Annotated in this window: 15 protein-coding genes and 1 other annotated feature; all 15 genes read left to right on the forward strand. The window is 44.0% G+C overall.

Going from position 1 to position 18,539, the window contains the following annotated elements:
• Positions 1-266: 266 nt before the first annotated feature.
• The 15 genes from rplA to rplW all read left to right on the forward strand — a co-directional run bounded on the left by rplA (position 267) and on the right by rplW (position 18,519).
• The gene (rplA, locus tag CD004_RS22910) at positions 267-959 is read left to right on the forward strand and encodes a 50S ribosomal protein L1 (protein WP_102264847.1); all 693 of its coding nucleotides are present in this window, start codon (positions 267-269) and stop codon (positions 957-959) included.
• Between the two features lie 50 nt (positions 960-1,009).
• Positions 1,010-1,146 (forward strand) — a sequence feature (ribosomal protein L10 leader region).
• A 31-nt stretch (positions 1,147-1,177) separates the two neighbouring features.
• Positions 1,178-1,678 (forward strand): 50S ribosomal protein L10, encoded by a 501-nt coding sequence (gene rplJ, locus CD004_RS22915; protein WP_102264848.1) that lies wholly within the window; start codon positions 1,178-1,180, stop codon positions 1,676-1,678.
• A 57-nt stretch (positions 1,679-1,735) separates the two neighbouring features.
• A complete protein-coding gene (rplL, locus tag CD004_RS22920; RefSeq protein WP_041966533.1) occupies positions 1,736-2,098 on the forward strand; it encodes a 50S ribosomal protein L7/L12 in 363 nt (120 codons plus the stop codon).
• A 324-nt stretch (positions 2,099-2,422) separates the two neighbouring features.
• Positions 2,423-3,025 (forward strand): class I SAM-dependent methyltransferase, encoded by a 603-nt coding sequence (locus CD004_RS22925; protein ID WP_102264849.1) that lies wholly within the window; start codon positions 2,423-2,425, stop codon positions 3,023-3,025.
• Positions 3,026-3,270: 245 nt separating this feature from the next.
• Positions 3,271-6,831 (forward strand): DNA-directed RNA polymerase subunit beta, encoded by a 3,561-nt coding sequence (rpoB, locus tag CD004_RS22930; RefSeq protein ID WP_102264850.1) that lies wholly within the window; start codon positions 3,271-3,273, stop codon positions 6,829-6,831.
• A 113-nt stretch (positions 6,832-6,944) separates the two neighbouring features.
• Complete coding sequence (gene rpoC, locus CD004_RS22935; protein WP_102264851.1) at positions 6,945-10,547, forward strand: DNA-directed RNA polymerase subunit beta'; 3,603 nt, start codon at positions 6,945-6,947, stop codon at positions 10,545-10,547.
• 181 nt (positions 10,548-10,728) lie between these two features.
• A complete protein-coding gene (locus tag CD004_RS22940; protein ID WP_102264852.1) occupies positions 10,729-10,977 on the forward strand; it encodes a 50S ribosomal protein L7ae-like protein in 249 nt (82 codons plus the stop codon).
• 101 nt (positions 10,978-11,078) lie between these two features.
• Positions 11,079-11,501 (forward strand): 30S ribosomal protein S12, encoded by a 423-nt coding sequence (gene rpsL / locus CD004_RS22945; RefSeq protein ID WP_023626436.1) that lies wholly within the window; start codon positions 11,079-11,081, stop codon positions 11,499-11,501.
• A gap of 41 nt (positions 11,502-11,542) precedes the next feature.
• Entirely contained in the window at positions 11,543-12,013 is a 471-nt protein-coding gene (gene rpsG, locus CD004_RS22950) for a 30S ribosomal protein S7 (protein ID WP_023626435.1), read from the forward strand.
• Between the two features lie 48 nt (positions 12,014-12,061).
• Positions 12,062-14,140: an elongation factor G gene (gene fusA / locus CD004_RS22955; RefSeq protein WP_102264853.1), complete on the forward strand. Its 2,079-nt coding sequence runs from the start codon at positions 12,062-12,064 to the stop codon at positions 14,138-14,140.
• Positions 14,141-14,264: 124 nt separating this feature from the next.
• Entirely contained in the window at positions 14,265-15,452 is a 1,188-nt protein-coding gene (tuf, locus tag CD004_RS22960) for an elongation factor Tu (RefSeq protein ID WP_102264854.1), read from the forward strand.
• Between the two features lie 1,156 nt (positions 15,453-16,608).
• On the forward strand, positions 16,609-16,917 hold the full coding sequence (gene rpsJ / locus CD004_RS22965; RefSeq protein WP_009791329.1) for a 30S ribosomal protein S10: 309 nt from the start codon (positions 16,609-16,611) through the stop codon (positions 16,915-16,917).
• A 38-nt stretch (positions 16,918-16,955) separates the two neighbouring features.
• Positions 16,956-17,585 carry a 50S ribosomal protein L3 gene (rplC, locus tag CD004_RS22970; protein ID WP_102264855.1) on the forward strand — a complete coding sequence of 210 codons (630 nt, stop codon included), beginning with the start codon at positions 16,956-16,958 and terminating at the stop codon, positions 17,583-17,585.
• A 26-nt stretch (positions 17,586-17,611) separates the two neighbouring features.
• On the forward strand, positions 17,612-18,235 hold the full coding sequence (gene rplD / locus CD004_RS22975) for a 50S ribosomal protein L4 (RefSeq protein WP_102264856.1): 624 nt from the start codon (positions 17,612-17,614) through the stop codon (positions 18,233-18,235).
• Positions 18,235-18,519, forward strand: a complete 285-nt coding sequence (rplW, locus tag CD004_RS22980; RefSeq protein ID WP_102264857.1) for a 50S ribosomal protein L23 — start codon at positions 18,235-18,237, stop codon at positions 18,517-18,519. The genes rplD and rplW overlap by 1 nt, the downstream gene beginning before the upstream one ends.
• Positions 18,520-18,539: the final 20 nt, after the last annotated feature.

Genomic DNA, 18,539 nt, shown 5'->3' on the forward strand with positions numbered 1-18,539 from the left:
TTTCACTCGCAACCTTTTATCTGTCCAATATGGCGCTCATGAAGCGCCTTTGCTTTTTGAGCTCTGGTACCTTAATAAGGTACCGCCGCTTTTCGTAGTGTCTAGCTCTGGCACCTAGCCCCTCGGGACACTTCAGCCCAGCCAATAAAGTCAAAGAACGACTTTACTGTCTGGTCTTCCAGTGCCTGTCGGGGCTGAGCGAGGTGCCGCCGCTTTTCAAAGTGGGAGGTTATTCCGTTAAAACCACATTCTAGGAGGAAATAAAAATGGCTAAAAAAGGTAAAAAGTATCTTGAAGCTGCTAAGCTTGTAGATCGTGCTCAAGCATATACAGCTGCTGATGCAATTGAGCTTGCTAAAAAGACAAGCACTGTTAAATTTGATGCTACAGTTGAAGCTGCTTTCCGTTTGGGCGTAGACCCTAAGAAAGCTGACCAGCAAATCCGTGGAGCAGTTGTGCTTCCAAACGGTACTGGTAAAACTCAACGTGTACTAGTATTCGCTAAAGGCGAAAAGTTAAAAGAAGCAGAAGCTGCTGGCGCAGACTATGTTGGCGATGCAGAATACATCAACAAGATCCAGCAAGGCTGGTTCGAATTTGACGTAATCGTTGCAACACCTGACATGATGGGTGAAGTTGGTAAGCTTGGTCGCGTATTGGGACCTAAAGGCTTAATGCCAAACCCTAAGACTGGCACAGTTACTTTCGATGTAACGAAAGCAGTTAACGAAATCAAAGCTGGTAAAGTAGAATACCGCGTTGATAAGTCTGGTAACATCCACGTACCTATCGGAAAAGTTTCTTTCGAAGACGGAAAGCTTGTTGAAAACTTCAACACTATCTTCGAAACTATGATGAAGGTTAAGCCAGCTGCAGCAAAAGGAACTTACATGAAGAACGTTACGATCTCTACTACAATGGGACCTGGCGTTAAAGTAGATCCTTCAACTGTAAAATAATAGTATTTGACAATTAAAGAAGCATTAGATATAATTCTTCTTGTTGTGAAAATAAAATAACATTTGTACCGCAGACAGCAGGGGCTTTTAGCTTAATAACCTGCCGAGGTCATACGATAGAGTAACAACTTTACTATTGTATACTTCCTCCGTGTCTGTCTTGATGCGGAGGTTTTTATTTGATCGGTATAAATGAAAAATCTACAGGAGGTGTAAGGATGAGCAAAATCATCGAAGTGAAAAAGCAAATCGTTGACGAGATTGCTGGCAAACTAAAAGAAAGCAAATCAACAATCGTTGTTGATTACCGCGGACTTACAGTTTCTGAAGTAACTGAACTTCGTAAAGAGCTTCGTGAAGCTGGCGTAGAATTCAAAGTTTACAAGAACTCTATGACACGCCGTGCTGCTGAAGCTGCTGAACTTGCTGACTTAAACACATCTTTAACTGGTCCTAACGCAATCGCGTTCAGTACTGAAGATGTAGTAGCACCAGCGAAGATTCTTAACGAATTCGCTAAAAAGCACGAAGCGCTTGAAATCAAGGCGGGCGTAGTTGAAGGCAACATCGTTTCAGTGGAAGAAATCAAGGCACTTGCAGACCTACCGTCTCGCGAAGGTCTACTTTCTATGCTACTCAGCGTGCTTCAAGCTCCAATCCGCAATCTTGCTCTTGCTACAAAAGCTGTTGCAGAACAGAAAGAAGAGCAAGGCGCGTAAGCTAAAGATAATTACCGTTTAACAATAAAAAACTAACCTATTAGGAGGAAACAAATCATGACTCAAGAACAAATCATTGAAGCAGTTAAAAATATGACTGTTTTAGAACTTAACGATCTAGTAAAAGCAATCGAAGAAGAATTCGGCGTAACTGCTGCTGCACCAGTTGCTATGATGGGTGGAGCTGCTGGAGCTGCTGCTGAAGAACAAACTGAATTTGACGTAGTACTTGCATCTGCTGGCGACCAGAAGATCAAGGTTATCAAAGTTGTTCGTGAAATCACAGGTCTTGGTCTTAAAGAAGCGAAGGAAGTTGTTGACAACGCTCCTAAAGCTCTTAAAGAAGGCGTTTCTAAAGAAGAAGCTGAAGAAATCAAAGCTAAGCTTGAAGAAGTTGGAGCTAACGTCGAAGTTAAGTAATCAGCCTTACAATAAAAAGCTCGCTGCTAAAGCGGGCTTTTTTTTCGCTTTTATTTTTACTGGCTGATAAACGTCTTGATTGGCAGCGTGGGAATTAAGTGGAATATGGAAAGGGTTCTGTTTAAACTTGATTAGATTCATACATCCTGTTGATTGTAGTGGAAAGCGAAGCGCCTGGAACGAAAATCAACAGCCAATTTAACAGAGTCCAAAACAAATCCCTGTTCATTTTTGCTTTTTATGTTTTAAAAGTTTATAATACCGCAGTAGCAATGCAATCCGCGATCGCATTCTTCAAATGAGTCCCCGTGGAGGTGAGAGATTTTGTCTGAACATTATTACTCCCGCAAACCCAGTACCGAAAGCAATCCTGCGAAATGGCATAGTGAATTGAAGGGGAATAGCTTCCGCTTTAAGACTGACACTGGAGTTTTTTCGAAAAAGGAAGTGGACTTTGGGTCGAGATTATTGATCGACACTTTCGAATTGAATAAAGTTGATGGATTGATTCTTGATGTAGGCTGCGGGTATGGACCGATTGGCCTTTCGTTAGCTAAGGCTTATCCAGAAGCGATGGTCCACATGGTGGATGTCAATGAAAGAGCGATTATGCTTGCTGAGGAAAATGCGTCCGAAAATAAAGTGAACAACGTGAGAATCTATGAAAGTGACCGGCTGGCAGGAGTGGAGGAAAAAGGATTCGATGCAATTCTTACGAACCCGCCGATCCGTGCCGGAAAAAAGATCGTGCATGATATTTTCGAGCAGAGTTTTCTGCATTTAGCTGAAGGCGGAGAGCTTTGGGTGGTCATCCAGAAGAAACAGGGTGCCCCATCCGCGATGGAGAAAATGAAAGAGTTGTTTGGTGAAGTAGACATTGCGGCAAAAAGTAAAGGATACTTTATTCTCAAATCTGTTAAATGTTGACGTGAGAAAACCGCTATGTTAATATTATAAAATGCCAATATATTAGTTTCCTTATCAATTGCTATTTTCATCGAAAGTTGTATAATTTTGGGCATTAAGGGAAAACTAACAAAATAATTGTTCGTTGCAGGAAATGTGGTTTTTAGGTGAAAACCCTTTTTCTTTTTGTCTTTTGAAATGAAGGAAACTTCATGGACAAGACAGGGATAGATGAATAATAACGCTTGATTTGAGGGGTGAATCAGTTGACAGGTCAACTAGTTCAGTATGGACGACACCGCCAACGTAGAAGTTATGCTCGCATCAGTGAAGTTTTGGAATTGCCGAATTTGATTGAAATTCAAACCTCTTCCTATCAGTGGTTTCTTGATGAGGGCCTCCGTGAAATGTTCCAGGACATTTCACCGATTGAAGACTTTACTGGTAACTTATCGTTAGAGTTTATCGATTACAGTCTTGGCGAACCGAAATATCCAGTGGAAGAATCAAAAGAAAGAGATGTCACTTACTCTGCACCATTGCGAGTAAAGGTCCGCCTTGTGAATAAGGAAACAGGTGAAGTTAAGGATCAGGATGTCTTCATGGGCGATTTCCCGCTTATGACAGAAACTGGCACGTTTGTAATTAACGGTGCTGAGAGGGTTATCGTTTCCCAGTTAGTGCGTTCACCAAGTGTGTACTACAGCGGAAAACTTGATAAGAACGGGAAGAAAGGGTTCACTGCGACCGTTATTCCTAACCGTGGCGCCTGGTTAGAGTATGAAACAGATGCCAAGGATGTTGTATATGTAAGGATCGATCGTACGAGGAAACTCCCTGTTACGGTTCTTTTGCGTGCATTAGGGTTCGGTTCTGATCAAGAAATCATTGATCTGATCGGTGATAACGAATATATCCGTAATACTCTTGAAAAAGACAACACGGAAAGTACGGAAAAAGCGCTTCTTGAAATTTACGAGCGTCTCCGTCCAGGCGAACCGCCTACAGTTGACAATGCAAAAAGCTTGCTGGTATCAAGATTCTTTGATCCAAAGCGCTATGACCTTGCAAATGTAGGGCGTTATAAAATCAACAAAAAGCTTCATATTAAAAACCGTTTATTCGGGCAAAAGCTTGCAGAAACATTAGTGGATCCTGAAACAGGGGAAATCATCGCTGAGAAGGGCGTCACATTAGACCGCCGTACACTCGATAAGATCATACCTGCGCTGGAGAAGAATGTTGGCTTCAAGGATTTCAGCCCATATGGCGGCGTGGTTGAAGAGGACGTAACTCTGCAAAGCATTAAAATCTATGCTCCGAATGATGAGGGCGAGAAAGAAATTAATGTTTTAGGAAACGCTTATGTCCCTGAACCGATTAAAAATATCACACCTGCTGATATCATTTCATCCATCAGCTACTTCTTTAACTTGCTGCATGGTGTTGGCGATACAGATGACATCGACCATTTAGGAAACAGACGCCTTCGTTCTGTTGGTGAACTGTTGCAGAACCAATTCCGTATTGGTTTGTCCAGAATGGAGCGTGTAGTCCGTGAAAGGATGTCCATCCAGGACACAAATACGATTACACCACAGCAATTAATCAATATCCGCCCGGTAATTGCGTCCATTAAAGAGTTCTTTGGAAGCTCCCAGCTTTCACAGTTCATGGACCAGACAAATCCGCTGGCTGAATTAACACATAAAAGGCGTCTTTCTGCATTGGGACCTGGTGGTCTTACACGTGAGCGCGCTGGCTTCGAAGTGCGTGACGTTCACTACTCCCACTACGGACGTATGTGTCCGATTGAAACGCCGGAAGGTCCAAACATTGGTTTGATCAACTCACTTTCAAGTTTCGCGAAGGTTAACCGCTTCGGATTCATCGAGACTCCGTACCGCCGCGTTGATCCGGAAACGGGTAAAGTGACAAGCCATTTCGATTACTTAACAGCTGATGAAGAAGATAACTATGTAGTAGCACAGGCGAATGCTCGTCTTGCTGATGATGGTTCTTTCATTGATGATGAAGTAATAGCGCGTTTCCGCGGTGAAAACACTGTTGTTAAGCGTGACCGCGTCGATTATATGGACGTATCACCTAAGCAGGTTGTATCCGCAGCGACCGCGTGTATCCCGTTCTTGGAAAACGATGACTCCAACCGTGCACTGATGGGTGCGAACATGCAACGTCAGGCTGTTCCGTTGATGCAGCCGGAAGCACCAATCGTAGGTACGGGAATGGAGCACGTGAATGCAAAGGATTCCGGTGCTGCAGTGATCTGTAAGCATGAAGGGATTGTCGAACACGTTGAAGCTCGTCAAGTATGGGTTCGCCGTGTTACTGAAGTAGACGGTCAGGAAGTCAAGGGTGACCTTGATAAATACCGCATGCTTAAGTTCATTCGTTCCAATCAGGGTACTTGCTATAACCAGCGCCCAATCGTAAGCCTTGGTGACCGTGTAGTGAAAGGTGAAATCCTTGCTGACGGACCATCAATGGAAAAGGGTGAACTGGCACTCGGACGTAACGTCCTTGTCGGCTTCATGACTTGGAATGGTTATAACTACGAAGATGCGATCATCATGAGTGAGCGCCTTGTTAAGGATGATGTTTATACATCCATCCATATAGAAGAATATGAATCAGAGTCCCGTGATACGAAGCTTGGACCTGAAGAAATCACGCGCGATATTCCGAACGTCGGGGAAGATGCATTGAGAAACCTTGACGAACGCGGAATCATCCGTGTCGGTGCTGAAGTGAAAGATGGAGATCTTCTAGTAGGTAAGGTAACGCCTAAAGGGGTTACTGAATTGACTGCTGAAGAACGCCTCCTTCATGCGATCTTCGGTGAAAAAGCAAGGGAAGTCCGTGATACTTCATTGCGTGTTCCACATGGCGGCGGCGGAATTGTCCTAGACGTCAAAGTGTTCAACCGTGAAGATGGCGACGAGCTTCCTCCTGGCGTTAACCAGCTTGTCCGTGCTTACATCGTTCAGAAGCGTAAGATTTCTGAAGGTGACAAAATGGCTGGACGCCACGGTAACAAAGGGGTTATCTCTAAAATCCTTCCGGAAGAAGATATGCCTTTCTTGCCGGACGGAACACCAGTCGATATCATGCTTAACCCACTAGGGGTACCATCACGTATGAACATCGGTCAGGTTCTTGAGCTTCACCTTGGTATGGCAGCACGCTACCTTGGAATCCATGTTGCTTCACCGGTTTTCGATGGCGCTCGTGAGGAAGACGTATGGTCAACGATTCAGGAAGCGGGTATGGCCCGAGATGCGAAAACAGTCCTATATGATGGACGTACAGGTGAACCATTCGATAACCGTGTATCTGTCGGTGTCATGTACATGATCAAGCTTGCTCACATGGTAGACGATAAGCTTCACGCTCGTTCTACTGGACCATACTCACTTGTTACGCAGCAGCCACTCGGCGGTAAAGCCCAGTTTGGCGGACAGCGTTTCGGGGAGATGGAGGTTTGGGCGCTTGAAGCATACGGCGCTGCTTACACATTGCAGGAAATTTTAACTGTCAAGTCCGATGATGTTGTTGGACGTGTCAAAACATATGAAGCAATTGTAAAAGGTGAAAACGTACCAGAACCAGGCGTTCCTGAATCATTCAAAGTATTGATGAAAGAACTGCAAAGTCTTGGTATGGACGTCAAGATCCTATCAGGCGATGAAAAAGAGATCGAAATGCGCGATTTTGATGATGAAGAAGAATTGCAGCACGCAGAAACACTGACAATTGCTCCTGAAACAGAAGAAATGGATTCTGAAAAAGTAGGAATGAAAGAATAGGTCCATCTAATTGGCACACGTGAACAAACAGTTGAATAACAGTATTGTCCACGTGTGTTCCTTTTTGGAAGACCATAAGGGTAAAACCCTAGATTAAAAGGGAGGTAGGCCCCTTGCTAGATGTTAATAATTTTGAGTACATGAAAATTGGCCTCGCTTCACCCGACAAGATCCGTTCATGGTCTTTCGGTGAAGTTAAAAAGCCGGAAACAATCAACTATCGTACTTTAAAGCCAGAAAAAGACGGCTTATTCTGTGAGCGTATCTTCGGACCGACGAAGGACTGGGAATGTCATTGCGGAAAGTACAAAAGAGTCCGCTATAAAGGCGTAGTCTGTGACCGATGCGGTGTTGAAGTAACACGTGCAAAAGTCCGTCGTGAAAGAATGGGACACATCGAGCTTGCAGCTCCTGTTTCTCACATTTGGTATTTCAAAGGAATTCCTAGTCGTATGGGACTAGTCCTTGATATGTCTCCGCGCGCGCTTGAAGAAGTTATTTACTTTGCTTCGTATGTAGTAACGGAAACTGGCGACACTGCTCTTGAAAAGAAGCAATTGTTGTCAGAGAAAGAATACCGTGCTTACCGCGAAAAATACGGCAACAAGTTCCAGGCTGCTATGGGAGCTGAAGCAATTAAGAAGCTGCTTTCAGATATCGATCTCGATAAAGAAGCAGATATGCTGAAAGAAGAATTAAGAACAGCACAAGGCCAGCGCCGTACTCGTGCGATCAAGCGCCTTGAAGTTGTTGAAGCATTCCGTGGTTCTGGCAATGAGCCATCTTGGATGATCCTTGATGTGCTTCCTGTTATCCCGCCGGAGCTTCGTCCGATGGTACAGCTTGACGGTGGACGTTTCGCAACTTCCGACCTGAATGACCTGTATCGCCGTGTAATCAACCGTAACAACCGCCTAAAGCGTCTTCTAGACCTTGGTGCTCCTAGCATCATCGTCCAGAACGAAAAGCGTATGCTGCAGGAAGCTGTCGATGCGTTGATCGATAACGGCCGCCGCGGTCGTCCGGTAACTGGACCAGGTAACCGTCCGTTGAAGTCCCTTTCTCATATGCTGAAGGGTAAGCAAGGTCGTTTCCGTCAAAACCTTCTTGGTAAGCGTGTTGACTACTCAGGCCGTTCGGTTATCGTAGTAGGTCCTAACCTCCATATGTACCAGTGCGGACTGCCGAAAGAAATGGCTCTTGAGCTATTCAAGCCGTTCGTCATGAAAGAACTTGTACAAAAGGGCTTAGCCCATAACATAAAGTCTGCCAAACGCAAGATCGAGCGAGTACAGCCGGAAGTCTGGGATGTGCTTGAAGATGTAATTAAGGAGCACCCAGTATTGCTGAACCGTGCCCCTACACTTCACAGACTTGGAATCCAGGCGTTCGAGCCAACATTGGTCGAAGGACGCGCAATCCGTCTTCACCCGCTCGTATGTACAGCTTACAACGCTGACTTCGATGGTGACCAGATGGCGGTTCACGTTCCACTTTCTGCAGAAGCACAGGCAGAAGCACGCCTATTGATGCTTGCTGCTCAGAACATCCTGAATCCTAAGGATGGAAAGCCGGTTGTTACTCCTTCCCAGGATATGGTTTTGGGTAACTATTACCTGACTCTAGAAAGAGAAGAAGCAGTCGGTGAAGGTATGGTCTTTAAAGATGCGAATGAAGCATTGATTGCATACCAGAATGGTTATGTACATCTTCACACTCGTATTGCTGTTGCCGCATCATCACTTGGCAACCAGACATTTACTGAAGAACAAAATGGCCAGCTCTTGATCACGACAGTTGGAAAGTTGATTTTCAATGAGATCCTTCCAGCGTCATTCCCTTACATCAATGAACCTTCCAAGCAAAACCTTGAGGAGAAAACTCCAGAGAAGTATTTTGTGGAAAAAGGTGCAGATGTGAAGGAAGTCATCAAGTCTATGCCATTGGTGGATCCGTTCAAGAAGAAAATTCTTGGAAACATCATTGCTGAAGTGTTCAAGAAGTTCAAAATCACTGAAACATCAAAAATGCTTGACCGTATGAAGGGTCTTGGCTTCACATACTCGACTAAAGCGGGTATTACGGTTGGTGTGGCTGATATCGTGGTTCTTAAAGAGAAGCAGGAAATCATTTCAGAAGCACAAACAAAGGTAGATAATGTTCTTAAGCAGTTCAGACGCGGTTTGATTACCGAGGATGAGCGTTATGATCGCGTTATTTCTATCTGGAGCCAGGCAAAGGATAATATCCAGGCTAAGCTGATGAAATCACTAGATAATTCAAACCCTATCTTCATGATGAGTGACTCCGGTGCCCGTGGTAACGCGTCCAACTTCACGCAGCTTGCTGGTATGCGTGGTCTGATGGCCAACCCGGCTGGACGAATCATCGAGTTGCCGATCAAGTCAAGTTTCCGTGAAGGTCTGACAGTATTGGAGTACTTTATCTCCACTCACGGTGCCCGTAAAGGTCTTGCCGATACAGCACTTAAGACTGCTGACTCAGGTTACCTGACTCGCCGTCTTGTGGACGTAGCACAGGATGTTATCGTCCGTGAAGACGATTGTGGAACAGACAGAGGCTTGTTCATCAAATCGCTTAAAGATGGTACCGAAGTAATCGAACCTCTAGAAGAGCGTCTGATTGGCCGCTATGCAAGAAAGGCAATCAAGCATCCTGAAACAAAGGCTGTGATTGTGCCTGAAAACGGGTTGATTACAGAAGACTTGGCTGTTGAAGTAACTGAAGCTGGAATCGAGGAAGTGTGGATTCGCTCTGCATTTACATGTAATACACGCCATGGTGTATGTAAGAAGTGTTACGGACGTAACCTTGCGACTGGCCAGGAAGTTGAAGTTGGCGAAGCAGTCGGTATCATTGCTGCACAGTCAATCGGTGAGCCAGGTACACAGCTTACGATGCGTACATTCCATACAGGCGGTGTTGCAGGAGACGATATCACACAAGGTCTTCCGCGTATCCAGGAATTGTTCGAAGCACGTAATCCTAAAGGGCAGGCTGTCATCTCTGAATTGGAAGGTGTCGTAGTCGGCATCAACGAAGGAAAAGATCGTCAGCAGGAAATCGTCATTCAGGGTGAAATCGAAAGCCGCACATACAATGCGCCATATACAGCACGCCTAAAGGTTGCTATAAATGACCATGTAGAGCGCGGTCAGGAACTCACTGAAGGATCGATCGACCCTAAGGAACTTTTAAGAGTCAAAGATGTTCAATCCGTGCAGGAATACCTGTTGAAAGAAGTTCAAAAGGTATACCGTATGCAGGGTGTTGAAATCGGCGACAAGCACGTAGAAGTAATGGTGCGCCAGATGATGCGCAAGATCAGGGTTATCGACGCTGGTGAAACAGATGTACTGCCAGGCACATTGCTTGAAATCCATCAGTTCACTGACGCTAACCGCAAAGCACTTCTTGATGGTAAAATGCCAGCAACAGGACGTCCAGTACTGCTTGGTATCACAAAAGCATCACTTGAGACGGATTCATTCCTGTCTGCAGCATCCTTCCAGGAAACAACAAGAGTGCTTACAGATGCAGCGATCAAAGGCAAGCGCGATGAACTTCTCGGCCTGAAAGAAAATGTTATCATCGGTAAACTCGTACCAGCGGGAACAGGCATGCAGCGCTACAGAAGAGCTGAGCCGATCTCAATGGAAGAAGAAAATGCCGAAGATGCAATCACTGTAGAATAAAATAAGAAGAGCGGTGCTCTCTGCCACGGCAGAAAGTGCCGCCTTTTTAAAGAAAAAAGAGTTTTTCTATGAATAATGCAGCATTCTAGCGAAAAAAGTTTTTCAATGTTGTTGACATCCCTTGCGCTAGATGTTACTATTTCAAAGGTGCTCCTATTTACCGGTTACTTTGGAGGATATCATGTCTTATGAAAAAGTAGCTCAGGCTAAAAAGATTATAGTAGGATCAAAGCAAACAGTGAAAGCACTGAAGGCTGGCGAAGTAATTGAACTGGTCATTGCGACGGATGCTGACATGAAAGTGACAGCGAATCTATTGCAGACAGCCAGGGAAATGAACACTGCCATCACCTATGTCGACTCTATGAAAAAACTAGGGAAGGCATGCGGGATTGCCGTAGGGGCCTCAGCTGTAGCGATAACCAAGTAAAAACTGTTTTTGCAGTGGACTGCAAGAACTTTGTTTTTTGTAAAAAAATGAACCACCTGGATGTGTGGGCTTACACAAAATGTGAAGGGAGGAAAATGATCATGCCTACAATTAACCAATTAGTGCGCAAGCCACGTAGCTCAAAAGAGGAGAAGTCAAAATCTCCTGCGCTAAATAAAGGTTACAACAGCTTCAAAAAAGCACAAACAAACGTTTCATCTCCACAAAAGCGTGGTGTATGTACTCGTGTTGGTACTATGACTCCAAAGAAGCCGAACTCAGCGTTGCGTAAATACGCTCGTGTACGTTTGACTAACGGAATCGAGGTAACAGCTTATATCCCAGGAATCGGGCACAACCTTCAAGAGCACAGCGTTGTTCTTATCCGCGGAGGACGTGTAAAAGACTTACCGGGTGTACGTTACCATATCGTTCGTGGTGCTCTTGATACTGCTGGTGTTAACAACCGTATGCAGGGCCGTTCTAAGTACGGTACTAAGAGACCAAAAGCAGCTAAGAAATAATAAACAAAAACTATTAACCCTTTTTGAAAGGAGGAAATTACATGCCACGTAAAGGTCCAGTTGCAAAGAGAGACGTATTGCCGGATCCGATTTATAACTCAAAGCTTATCACTCGCTTGATTAACAAGATGATGATCGATGGCAAGAGAGGTAAATCACAAAAGATCCTTTATTCAGCTTTTGATATCATTCGTGAGCGTTCAGGCAAAGAGCCAATCGAAGTATTCGATGCAGCTCTTAAGAACATCATGCCTGTTCTAGAAGTAAAAGCACGCCGTGTAGGTGGAGCTAACTACCAAGTACCAGTTGAGGTGCGCGCAGACCGCCGTACAACTCTTGGTCTTCGTTGGTTGGTAAACTACTCACGTCTTCGTGGGGAAAAGACAATGGAAGAGCGTCTTGCTAACGAAATTCTTGACGCTGCTAACAACACTGGTGCTTCTGTTAAGAAGCGCGAAGATACACACAAAATGGCGGAAGCAAACAAAGCATTCGCTCACTATCGTTGGTAATCTTACCTTCAATCTAAAAACATTCATACTAGGAAGGAGAAAGACCAAATGGCAAGAGAGTTCTCCTTAGAAAAAACTCGTAATATTGGGATCATGGCTCACATTGATGCTGGTAAAACAACAACAACTGAGCGTGTTCTTTATTATACTGGCCGTATTCACAAAATCGGCGAAACACACGAAGGTGCTTCTCAAATGGACTGGATGGAGCAGGAACAAGAGCGTGGAATCACGATCACTTCTGCTGCAACAACAGCTTCTTGGAAAGAACACCGCGTAAACATCATCGATACACCAGGACACGTAGACTTCACTGTTGAAGTTGAACGTTCACTTCGTGTACTTGATGGTGCAGTAGCAGTACTTGACGCACAGTCAGGTGTTGAGCCTCAAACAGAAACAGTTTGGCGCCAGGCTACAACTTATGGAGTTCCACGTGTAGTATTCGTTAACAAAATGGATAAGCTAGGCGCGGACTTCCTATACTCTGTATCAACTATTCATGATCGTCTTCAAGCTAACGCTCACCCGATCCAACTTCCGATCGGTGCTGAAGATGAGTTCGAAGCAATCATCGACTTAGTTGAAATGAGAGCAATCTTCTACGGTAATGACCTTGGAACAGAAATCACTGTTGGGGAAATTCCAGAAGAATATATGGCTCAAGCTGAAGAATACCGTGAAAAGTTAGTTGAAGCGGTAGCTGAGCTTGATGAAGAGCTAATGGAAAAATACCTTGGCGGAGAAGAGCTTACAGTCGCAGAGATCAAAGCTGCAATCCGTAAAGGTACTACAAATGTTGAGTTCTACCCAGTTATCTGTGGTTCAGCATTCAAAAACAAAGGTGTTCAGCTAATGCTTGACGCTGTTATCGACTACCTTCCATCTCCACTTGATGTACCTGCAATCAAAGGTACTCTTCCGGATTCAGATGAAGAGGTTGAGCGTCATTCAGATGACAACGAGCCATTCTCTGCTCTTGCGTTCAAAGTTATGACTGACCCTTATGTTGGTAAGTTAACATTCTTCCGCGTTTACTCTGGTACTCTTGAGTCTGGTTCTTATGTCCAGAACTCAACTAAAGGAAAGCGTGAGCGTATTGGACGTATCCTTCAGATGCACGCAAACAGCCGTCAGGAAATCTCAAAGGTATTCGCTGGTGACATCGCTGCAGCTGTTGGTTTGAAAGATACAACTACTGGTGACACTCTATGTGATGAAAAGTCTCTAGTTATTCTTGAATCCATGCAGTTCCCAGAGCCTGTAATCCAGTTATCAGTTGAGCCTAAGTCAAAAGCTGACCAGGACAAGATGACAACTGCATTGCAAAAGCTTCAAGAAGAAGATCCTACATTCCGCGCACACACTGACCAGGAAACTGGACAGGTTATCATCGCTGGAATGGGTGAACTTCACCTTGACATCATCGTTGACCGCATGAAGCGCGAATTTAAAGTGGAAGCTAACGTAGGTGCACCTCAGGTTGCATACCGTGAAACTTTCCGCGAATCAGCTTCTGTTGAAGGTAAATTCGCACGTCAGTCTGGTGGACGTGGTCAATTCGGACACGTTTGGATCGAATTCTCTCCAAACGAAGAAGGAAAAGGTTTTGAATTCGAGAACGGCATCGTCGGTGGTGTAGTTCCACGTGAATACATCCCAGCGGTTCAAGCTGGTCTTGAAGATGCTCTAGATCGCGGAGTTCTTGCAGGATATCCACTTGTTGACATCAAGGCAAGATTGTTTGACGGTTCTTACCACGATGTTGACTCCTCTGAAATGGCGTTTAAAATCGCTGCTTCAATGGCACTTAAGAATGCTGCTTCCAAGTGTAAGCCAGTCATCCTTGAGCCAGTCATGAGGGTTGAAGTTGTTATCCCTGAAGAATACCTTGGAGATATCATGGGTATGATTACTGCTCGTCGCGGACGCGTCGAAGGTATGGATGCTCGTGGTAACGCACAAGTTGTCCGTGCGATGGTTCCACTTTCAGAAATGTTCGGTTATGCAACTGCTCTTCGTTCAAGCACACAAGGACGCGGTGTATTCTCAATGCACTTCGACCACTACGAAGAAGTTCCTAAATCTGTTTCTGAAGAAATCATCAAAAAAAATAAAGGTGAATAATTGATTTTCACCTATTAATCAAGTATAACTACTAATGTAAGCATAACGCTGTGGAATAGGTGATCCTGTTCCACGGCACATTAAAATATACTTAATTTTCATATATTAAAGGAGGATTTTTCTAATGGGAAAAGCTAAATTCGATCGTTCTAAGCCACACGTTAACATTGGTACAATTGGTCACGTTGACCATGGTAAAACTACTCTAACTGCTGCTATCACTACTGTTCTTTCTAAAGTAGGCGGCGGTGAAGCACGCGGTTACGACCAAATCGACGCTGCTCCAGAAGAGCGCGAGCGTGGAATCACAATCTCAACTGCACACGTTGAGTATGAAACTGCAACTCGTCACTATGCACACGTTGACTGCCCAGGACACGCTGACTATGTTAAGAACATGATCACTGGTGCTGCACAAATGGACGGCGGTATCCTTGTAGTATCTGCTGCTGACGGCCCAATGCCACAAACTCGTGAGCACATCCTTCTTTCTCGTCAGGTAGGCGTACCTTACCTTGTTGTATTCATGAACAAGTGTGACATGGTTGACGACGAAGAACTTCTTGAATTAGTAGAAATGGAAGTACGTGACCTTCTTTCTGAATACGACTTCCCTGGCGATGACATCCCAGTTATCAAAGGTTCTGCTCTTAAAGCTCTTGAAGGAGCTCCAGAATGGGAAGAAAAAATCAACGAGCTTATGGCTGCAGTTGATGAGTACATCCCAACACCAACACGTGACACTGACAAGCCATTCATGATGCCTGTTGAGGACGTATTCTCAATCACTGGCCGTGGAACAGTTGCTACAGGACGTGTTGAGCGTGGACAAGTTAAAGTCGGTGACGTTATCGAAATCATCGGTATGACTGAAGAGCCAAAATCTACTACTGTAACAGGTGTAGAAATGTTCCGTAAGCTTCTTGACTATGCAGAAGCTGGAGACAACATCGGTGCACTTCTTCGTGGGGTAGCTCGTGAAGATATCCAACGTGGCCAAGTACTTGCTAAGCCAGGTTCTGTTAAGCCACACACAAAGTTCACTGCTGAAGTATACGTTCTTTCAAAAGAAGAAGGTGGACGTCACACTCCATTCTTCACAAACTACCGTCCACAGTTCTACTTCCGTACAACTGATGTAACTGGTATTTGTAACCTTCCTGAAGGCGTAGAAATGGTTATGCCTGGTGACAACATCGAAATGACTGTTGAACTAATCGCTCCAATCGCTATCGAAGAAGGAACTAAGTTCTCAATTCGTGAAGGCGGCCGTACAGTAGGCGCTGGCGTTGTAGCTTCAATTCAAGAGTAATTTTAATAAAACATTGAAAGCAGCTGGATGACGATCCAGCTGCTTTTTTTATTGTGCTATAAACAAAGAATGACTGGAAAAGAAGAATCATTAATAAACCTTCTATAATAAAAAAGAAATCAGTGATCATGTTTTGTTTAAGAATAAAAGAGGAAGTTTTACAGGAAAACATGTGCCCGTGAAGGTAAAAAACGGGATCTGGCGGTCATATAAAACGGAGACATTTGCCCGTGAAATTGGAAAACGGGATCTGACGGTCGCATAAAACGGAAACATGTGCCCGTGTAAGTAAAAAACGAGAGTTGACAGTCACATAAAACAAAAACATGTGCCCGTGAAAGTAAAAAACGGGAGTTGACGGTCACATAAAACGGAAACATGTGCCCGTGTAAGTAAAAAACGAGAGTTGACAGTCACATAAAACAAAAACATGTGCCCGTGAAAGTAAAAAACGGGAGTTGACGGTCACATAAAACGGAAACATGTGCCCGTGAAATTGGAAAACGGGATCTGACGGTCACATAAAACGGAAACATGTGCCCGTGAAAGTGAAAAATGGGAGCTGGCGGTCACATGAAAGGAAAACATATAGCCGTCAAAGAGCTTAATGAAAGCCCGAGGTCATAAAGTTAGGAGGAAGTGGAGAAATGAACAATCAAAATGGTATTGATACTTCAACGATATGACCTATTGCTTCTATACGAATTGGGTTACCTGAAAGGATCATCTGCGATTGGTTGATGAACAGTTTGCCTCTATATAGTGTATTTACTCCTTAATAACATAAATGATGAGAGTAAACTCATTATTTTATATTGCACCTTTTAAAAACAAAATCCTGCATCAGTTCCTTCTATATAATAGTACACCACCTCAAAAGGAATATTTTTCTCTGCGTCCAAATAGTTAGAAATCTCTTTCCCTACTTGTAAAATGCAGTACCGACCGCTATAATAGTAAAAGTGTGTTGAACATAATTAAAAAGCGGAATACTTCTTGCATTTGGGTTATGTTTTATGTATAATAGACAATGTTGGTCTTTGACTGCGATGATGCGAAAGGTTGCTGACACACCCGGCCGCTTTGCCATGGCGAGTGTGTGGGAAATTTTCGCGGAGAATGTCTATTTTAAAATAGGCGAAAAGGAGGGAAAGTAATGGCAAAACAAAAAATTCGTATCCGTTTGAAAGCTTATGATCACAGGATTCTTGATCAATCCGCAGAGAAAATTGTTGAAACTGCGAAACGTTCTGGTGCGGCGGTGTCTGGTCCAATCCCACTACCTACAGAAAAGTCAATCTACACAATTCTTCGTGCGGTGCATAAGTACAAGGATTCACGTGAGCAGTTCGAAATGCGTACGCATAAGCGTCTGATTGACATCATCAATCCGACTCCGCAAACGGTCGATTCACTAATGCGTTTAGACCTGCCATCAGGTGTAGATATCGAAATCAAACTTTAATAAATAAAACATTATAATTCACAGGAGGTGTGACTGAAATGACCAAAGGAATCTTAGGAAGAAAGATCGGTATGACTCAAGTATTTGCTGAAAACGGCGACCTTATCCCGGTTACTGTTGTAGAAGCTTCTCCAAACGTAGTGCTTCAAGTGAAATCTGCTGAGACAGATGGCTACGAAGCAATCCAGCTTGGCTTTGAAGACAAGCGCGAAAAGCTTTCTAACAAACCTGAAAAAGGCCACGTTTCAAAAGCAAACACTGCTCCTAAGCGCTTCGTAAAGGAATTCAACGGAGTCGATGTAGCAGGATATGAAGTTGGTCAGGAAGTCAAAGTTGATATTTTCGCAGAAGGCGATATCGTAGATGTTACAGGAATCTCAAAGGGTAAAGGTTTCCAAGGTGCTATCAAGCGTCACGGACAATCTCGCGGACCAATGGCTCACGGTTCTCGTTACCACCGCCGCCCTGGTTCAATGGGTCCTGTTGCTCCAAACCGCGTATTCAAGGGTAAATTGCTACCTGGACGCATGGGTGGAGAGCAAATCACTGTTCAAAACCTGCAAATCGTTAAAATTGACACAGAGCGTAACCTTCTTCTAATCAAAGGAAACGTTCCTGGTGCTAGAAAAGCCCTTCTAAAAATCAAAGGTGCTGTAAAAGCTAAGTAATTTTTACAGGAAAGGAGGAAACAAGAATGCCTAAAGTAGCATTATTAAACCAAGCTGGTTCACAAGTTGGAGAAATCGAACTTAACGATTCAGTATTTGGTATTGAGCCTAACAACCACGTAATGTTCGAAGCAGTAGTAATGCAGAGAGCTTCATTACGTCAGGGAACTCATAAAACTAAAATTCGTTCTGAAGTAGCGGGCGGTGGACGTAAGCCGTGGAAACAAAAAGGAACTGGACGCGCGCGTCAAGGTTCTATCCGTTCTCCACAATGGCGCGGTGGCGGTACTGTTTTCGGACCAGTTCCACGCAGCTACAGCTATAAATTGCCTAAGAAAGTTCGTCGTTTAGCAATCAAATCTGCTTTATCATCAAAAGTACAATCTGAAAACATCCTTGTTCTTGAAAGCCTTGCTTTTGAAGCTCCAAAGACAAAGGAATTCAAAACTGTACTTAGCGGTCTTTCCGTTAACACGAAAGCCTTGATCGTTACAGCAGGTCTTGAAGAGAACGTAGCACTTTCAGCACGTAATATTCCTGGAGTAACTGTTGTTACTGCTGATGGAATCAACGTATTGGATGTTCTAAATCATGATAAGCTGATCATGACAAAAGCAGCTGTTGAAAAAGTAGAGGAGGTGCTTGCATAATGGATGCACGCGATATCATTAAGCGCCCCGTTATTACAGAACGTTCTTCTGACCTAATGGCTGAGAAGAAATACACTTTCGAAGTTGATACTAGAGCTAACAAGACTCAAGTTAAAGATGCTATTCAAGCTATTTTCGGCGTAAAAGTTGAAAAAGTTAACATCATGAACTACAAAGGTAAGTTCAAGCGTATGGGCAAGTTCGGCGGTTATACAAACAAGCGTCGTAAAGCGATCGTTAAACTTACTCAAGACAGCAAAGAAATCGAATTCTTCGAAGTATAATAATCCAATAAGAAGAGGAG

Source organism: Mesobacillus jeotgali (assembly GCF_002874535.1).
GTDB lineage: Bacteria > Bacillota > Bacilli > Bacillales > Cytobacillaceae > Mesobacillus > Mesobacillus jeotgali.

Bases quoted from the DNA above. Each gene is read 5' to 3' on its own strand.
- rplW (WP_102264857.1), top strand. From the start codon at position 18,235: ATGGATGCACGCGATATCATTAAGCGCCCCGTTATTACAGAACGTTCT.
- CD004_RS22940 (WP_102264852.1), top strand. From the start codon at position 10,729: ATGTCTTATGAAAAAGTAGCTCAGGCTAAAAAGATTATAGTAGGATCA.
- fusA (WP_102264853.1), top strand. From the start codon at position 12,062: ATGGCAAGAGAGTTCTCCTTAGAAAAAACTCGTAATATTGGGATCATG.
- rpsL (WP_023626436.1), top strand. From the start codon at position 11,079: ATGCCTACAATTAACCAATTAGTGCGCAAGCCACGTAGCTCAAAAGAG.
- rpsJ (WP_009791329.1), top strand. From the start codon at position 16,609: ATGGCAAAACAAAAAATTCGTATCCGTTTGAAAGCTTATGATCACAGG.
- tuf (WP_102264854.1), top strand. From the start codon at position 14,265: ATGGGAAAAGCTAAATTCGATCGTTCTAAGCCACACGTTAACATTGGT.
- rplC (WP_102264855.1), top strand. From the start codon at position 16,956: ATGACCAAAGGAATCTTAGGAAGAAAGATCGGTATGACTCAAGTATTT.
- rplL (WP_041966533.1), top strand. From the start codon at position 1,736: ATGACTCAAGAACAAATCATTGAAGCAGTTAAAAATATGACTGTTTTA.
- rpsG (WP_023626435.1), top strand. From the start codon at position 11,543: ATGCCACGTAAAGGTCCAGTTGCAAAGAGAGACGTATTGCCGGATCCG.
- rplJ (WP_102264848.1), top strand. From the start codon at position 1,178: ATGAGCAAAATCATCGAAGTGAAAAAGCAAATCGTTGACGAGATTGCT.
- rplD (WP_102264856.1), top strand. From the start codon at position 17,612: ATGCCTAAAGTAGCATTATTAAACCAAGCTGGTTCACAAGTTGGAGAA.
- rplA (WP_102264847.1), top strand. From the start codon at position 267: ATGGCTAAAAAAGGTAAAAAGTATCTTGAAGCTGCTAAGCTTGTAGAT.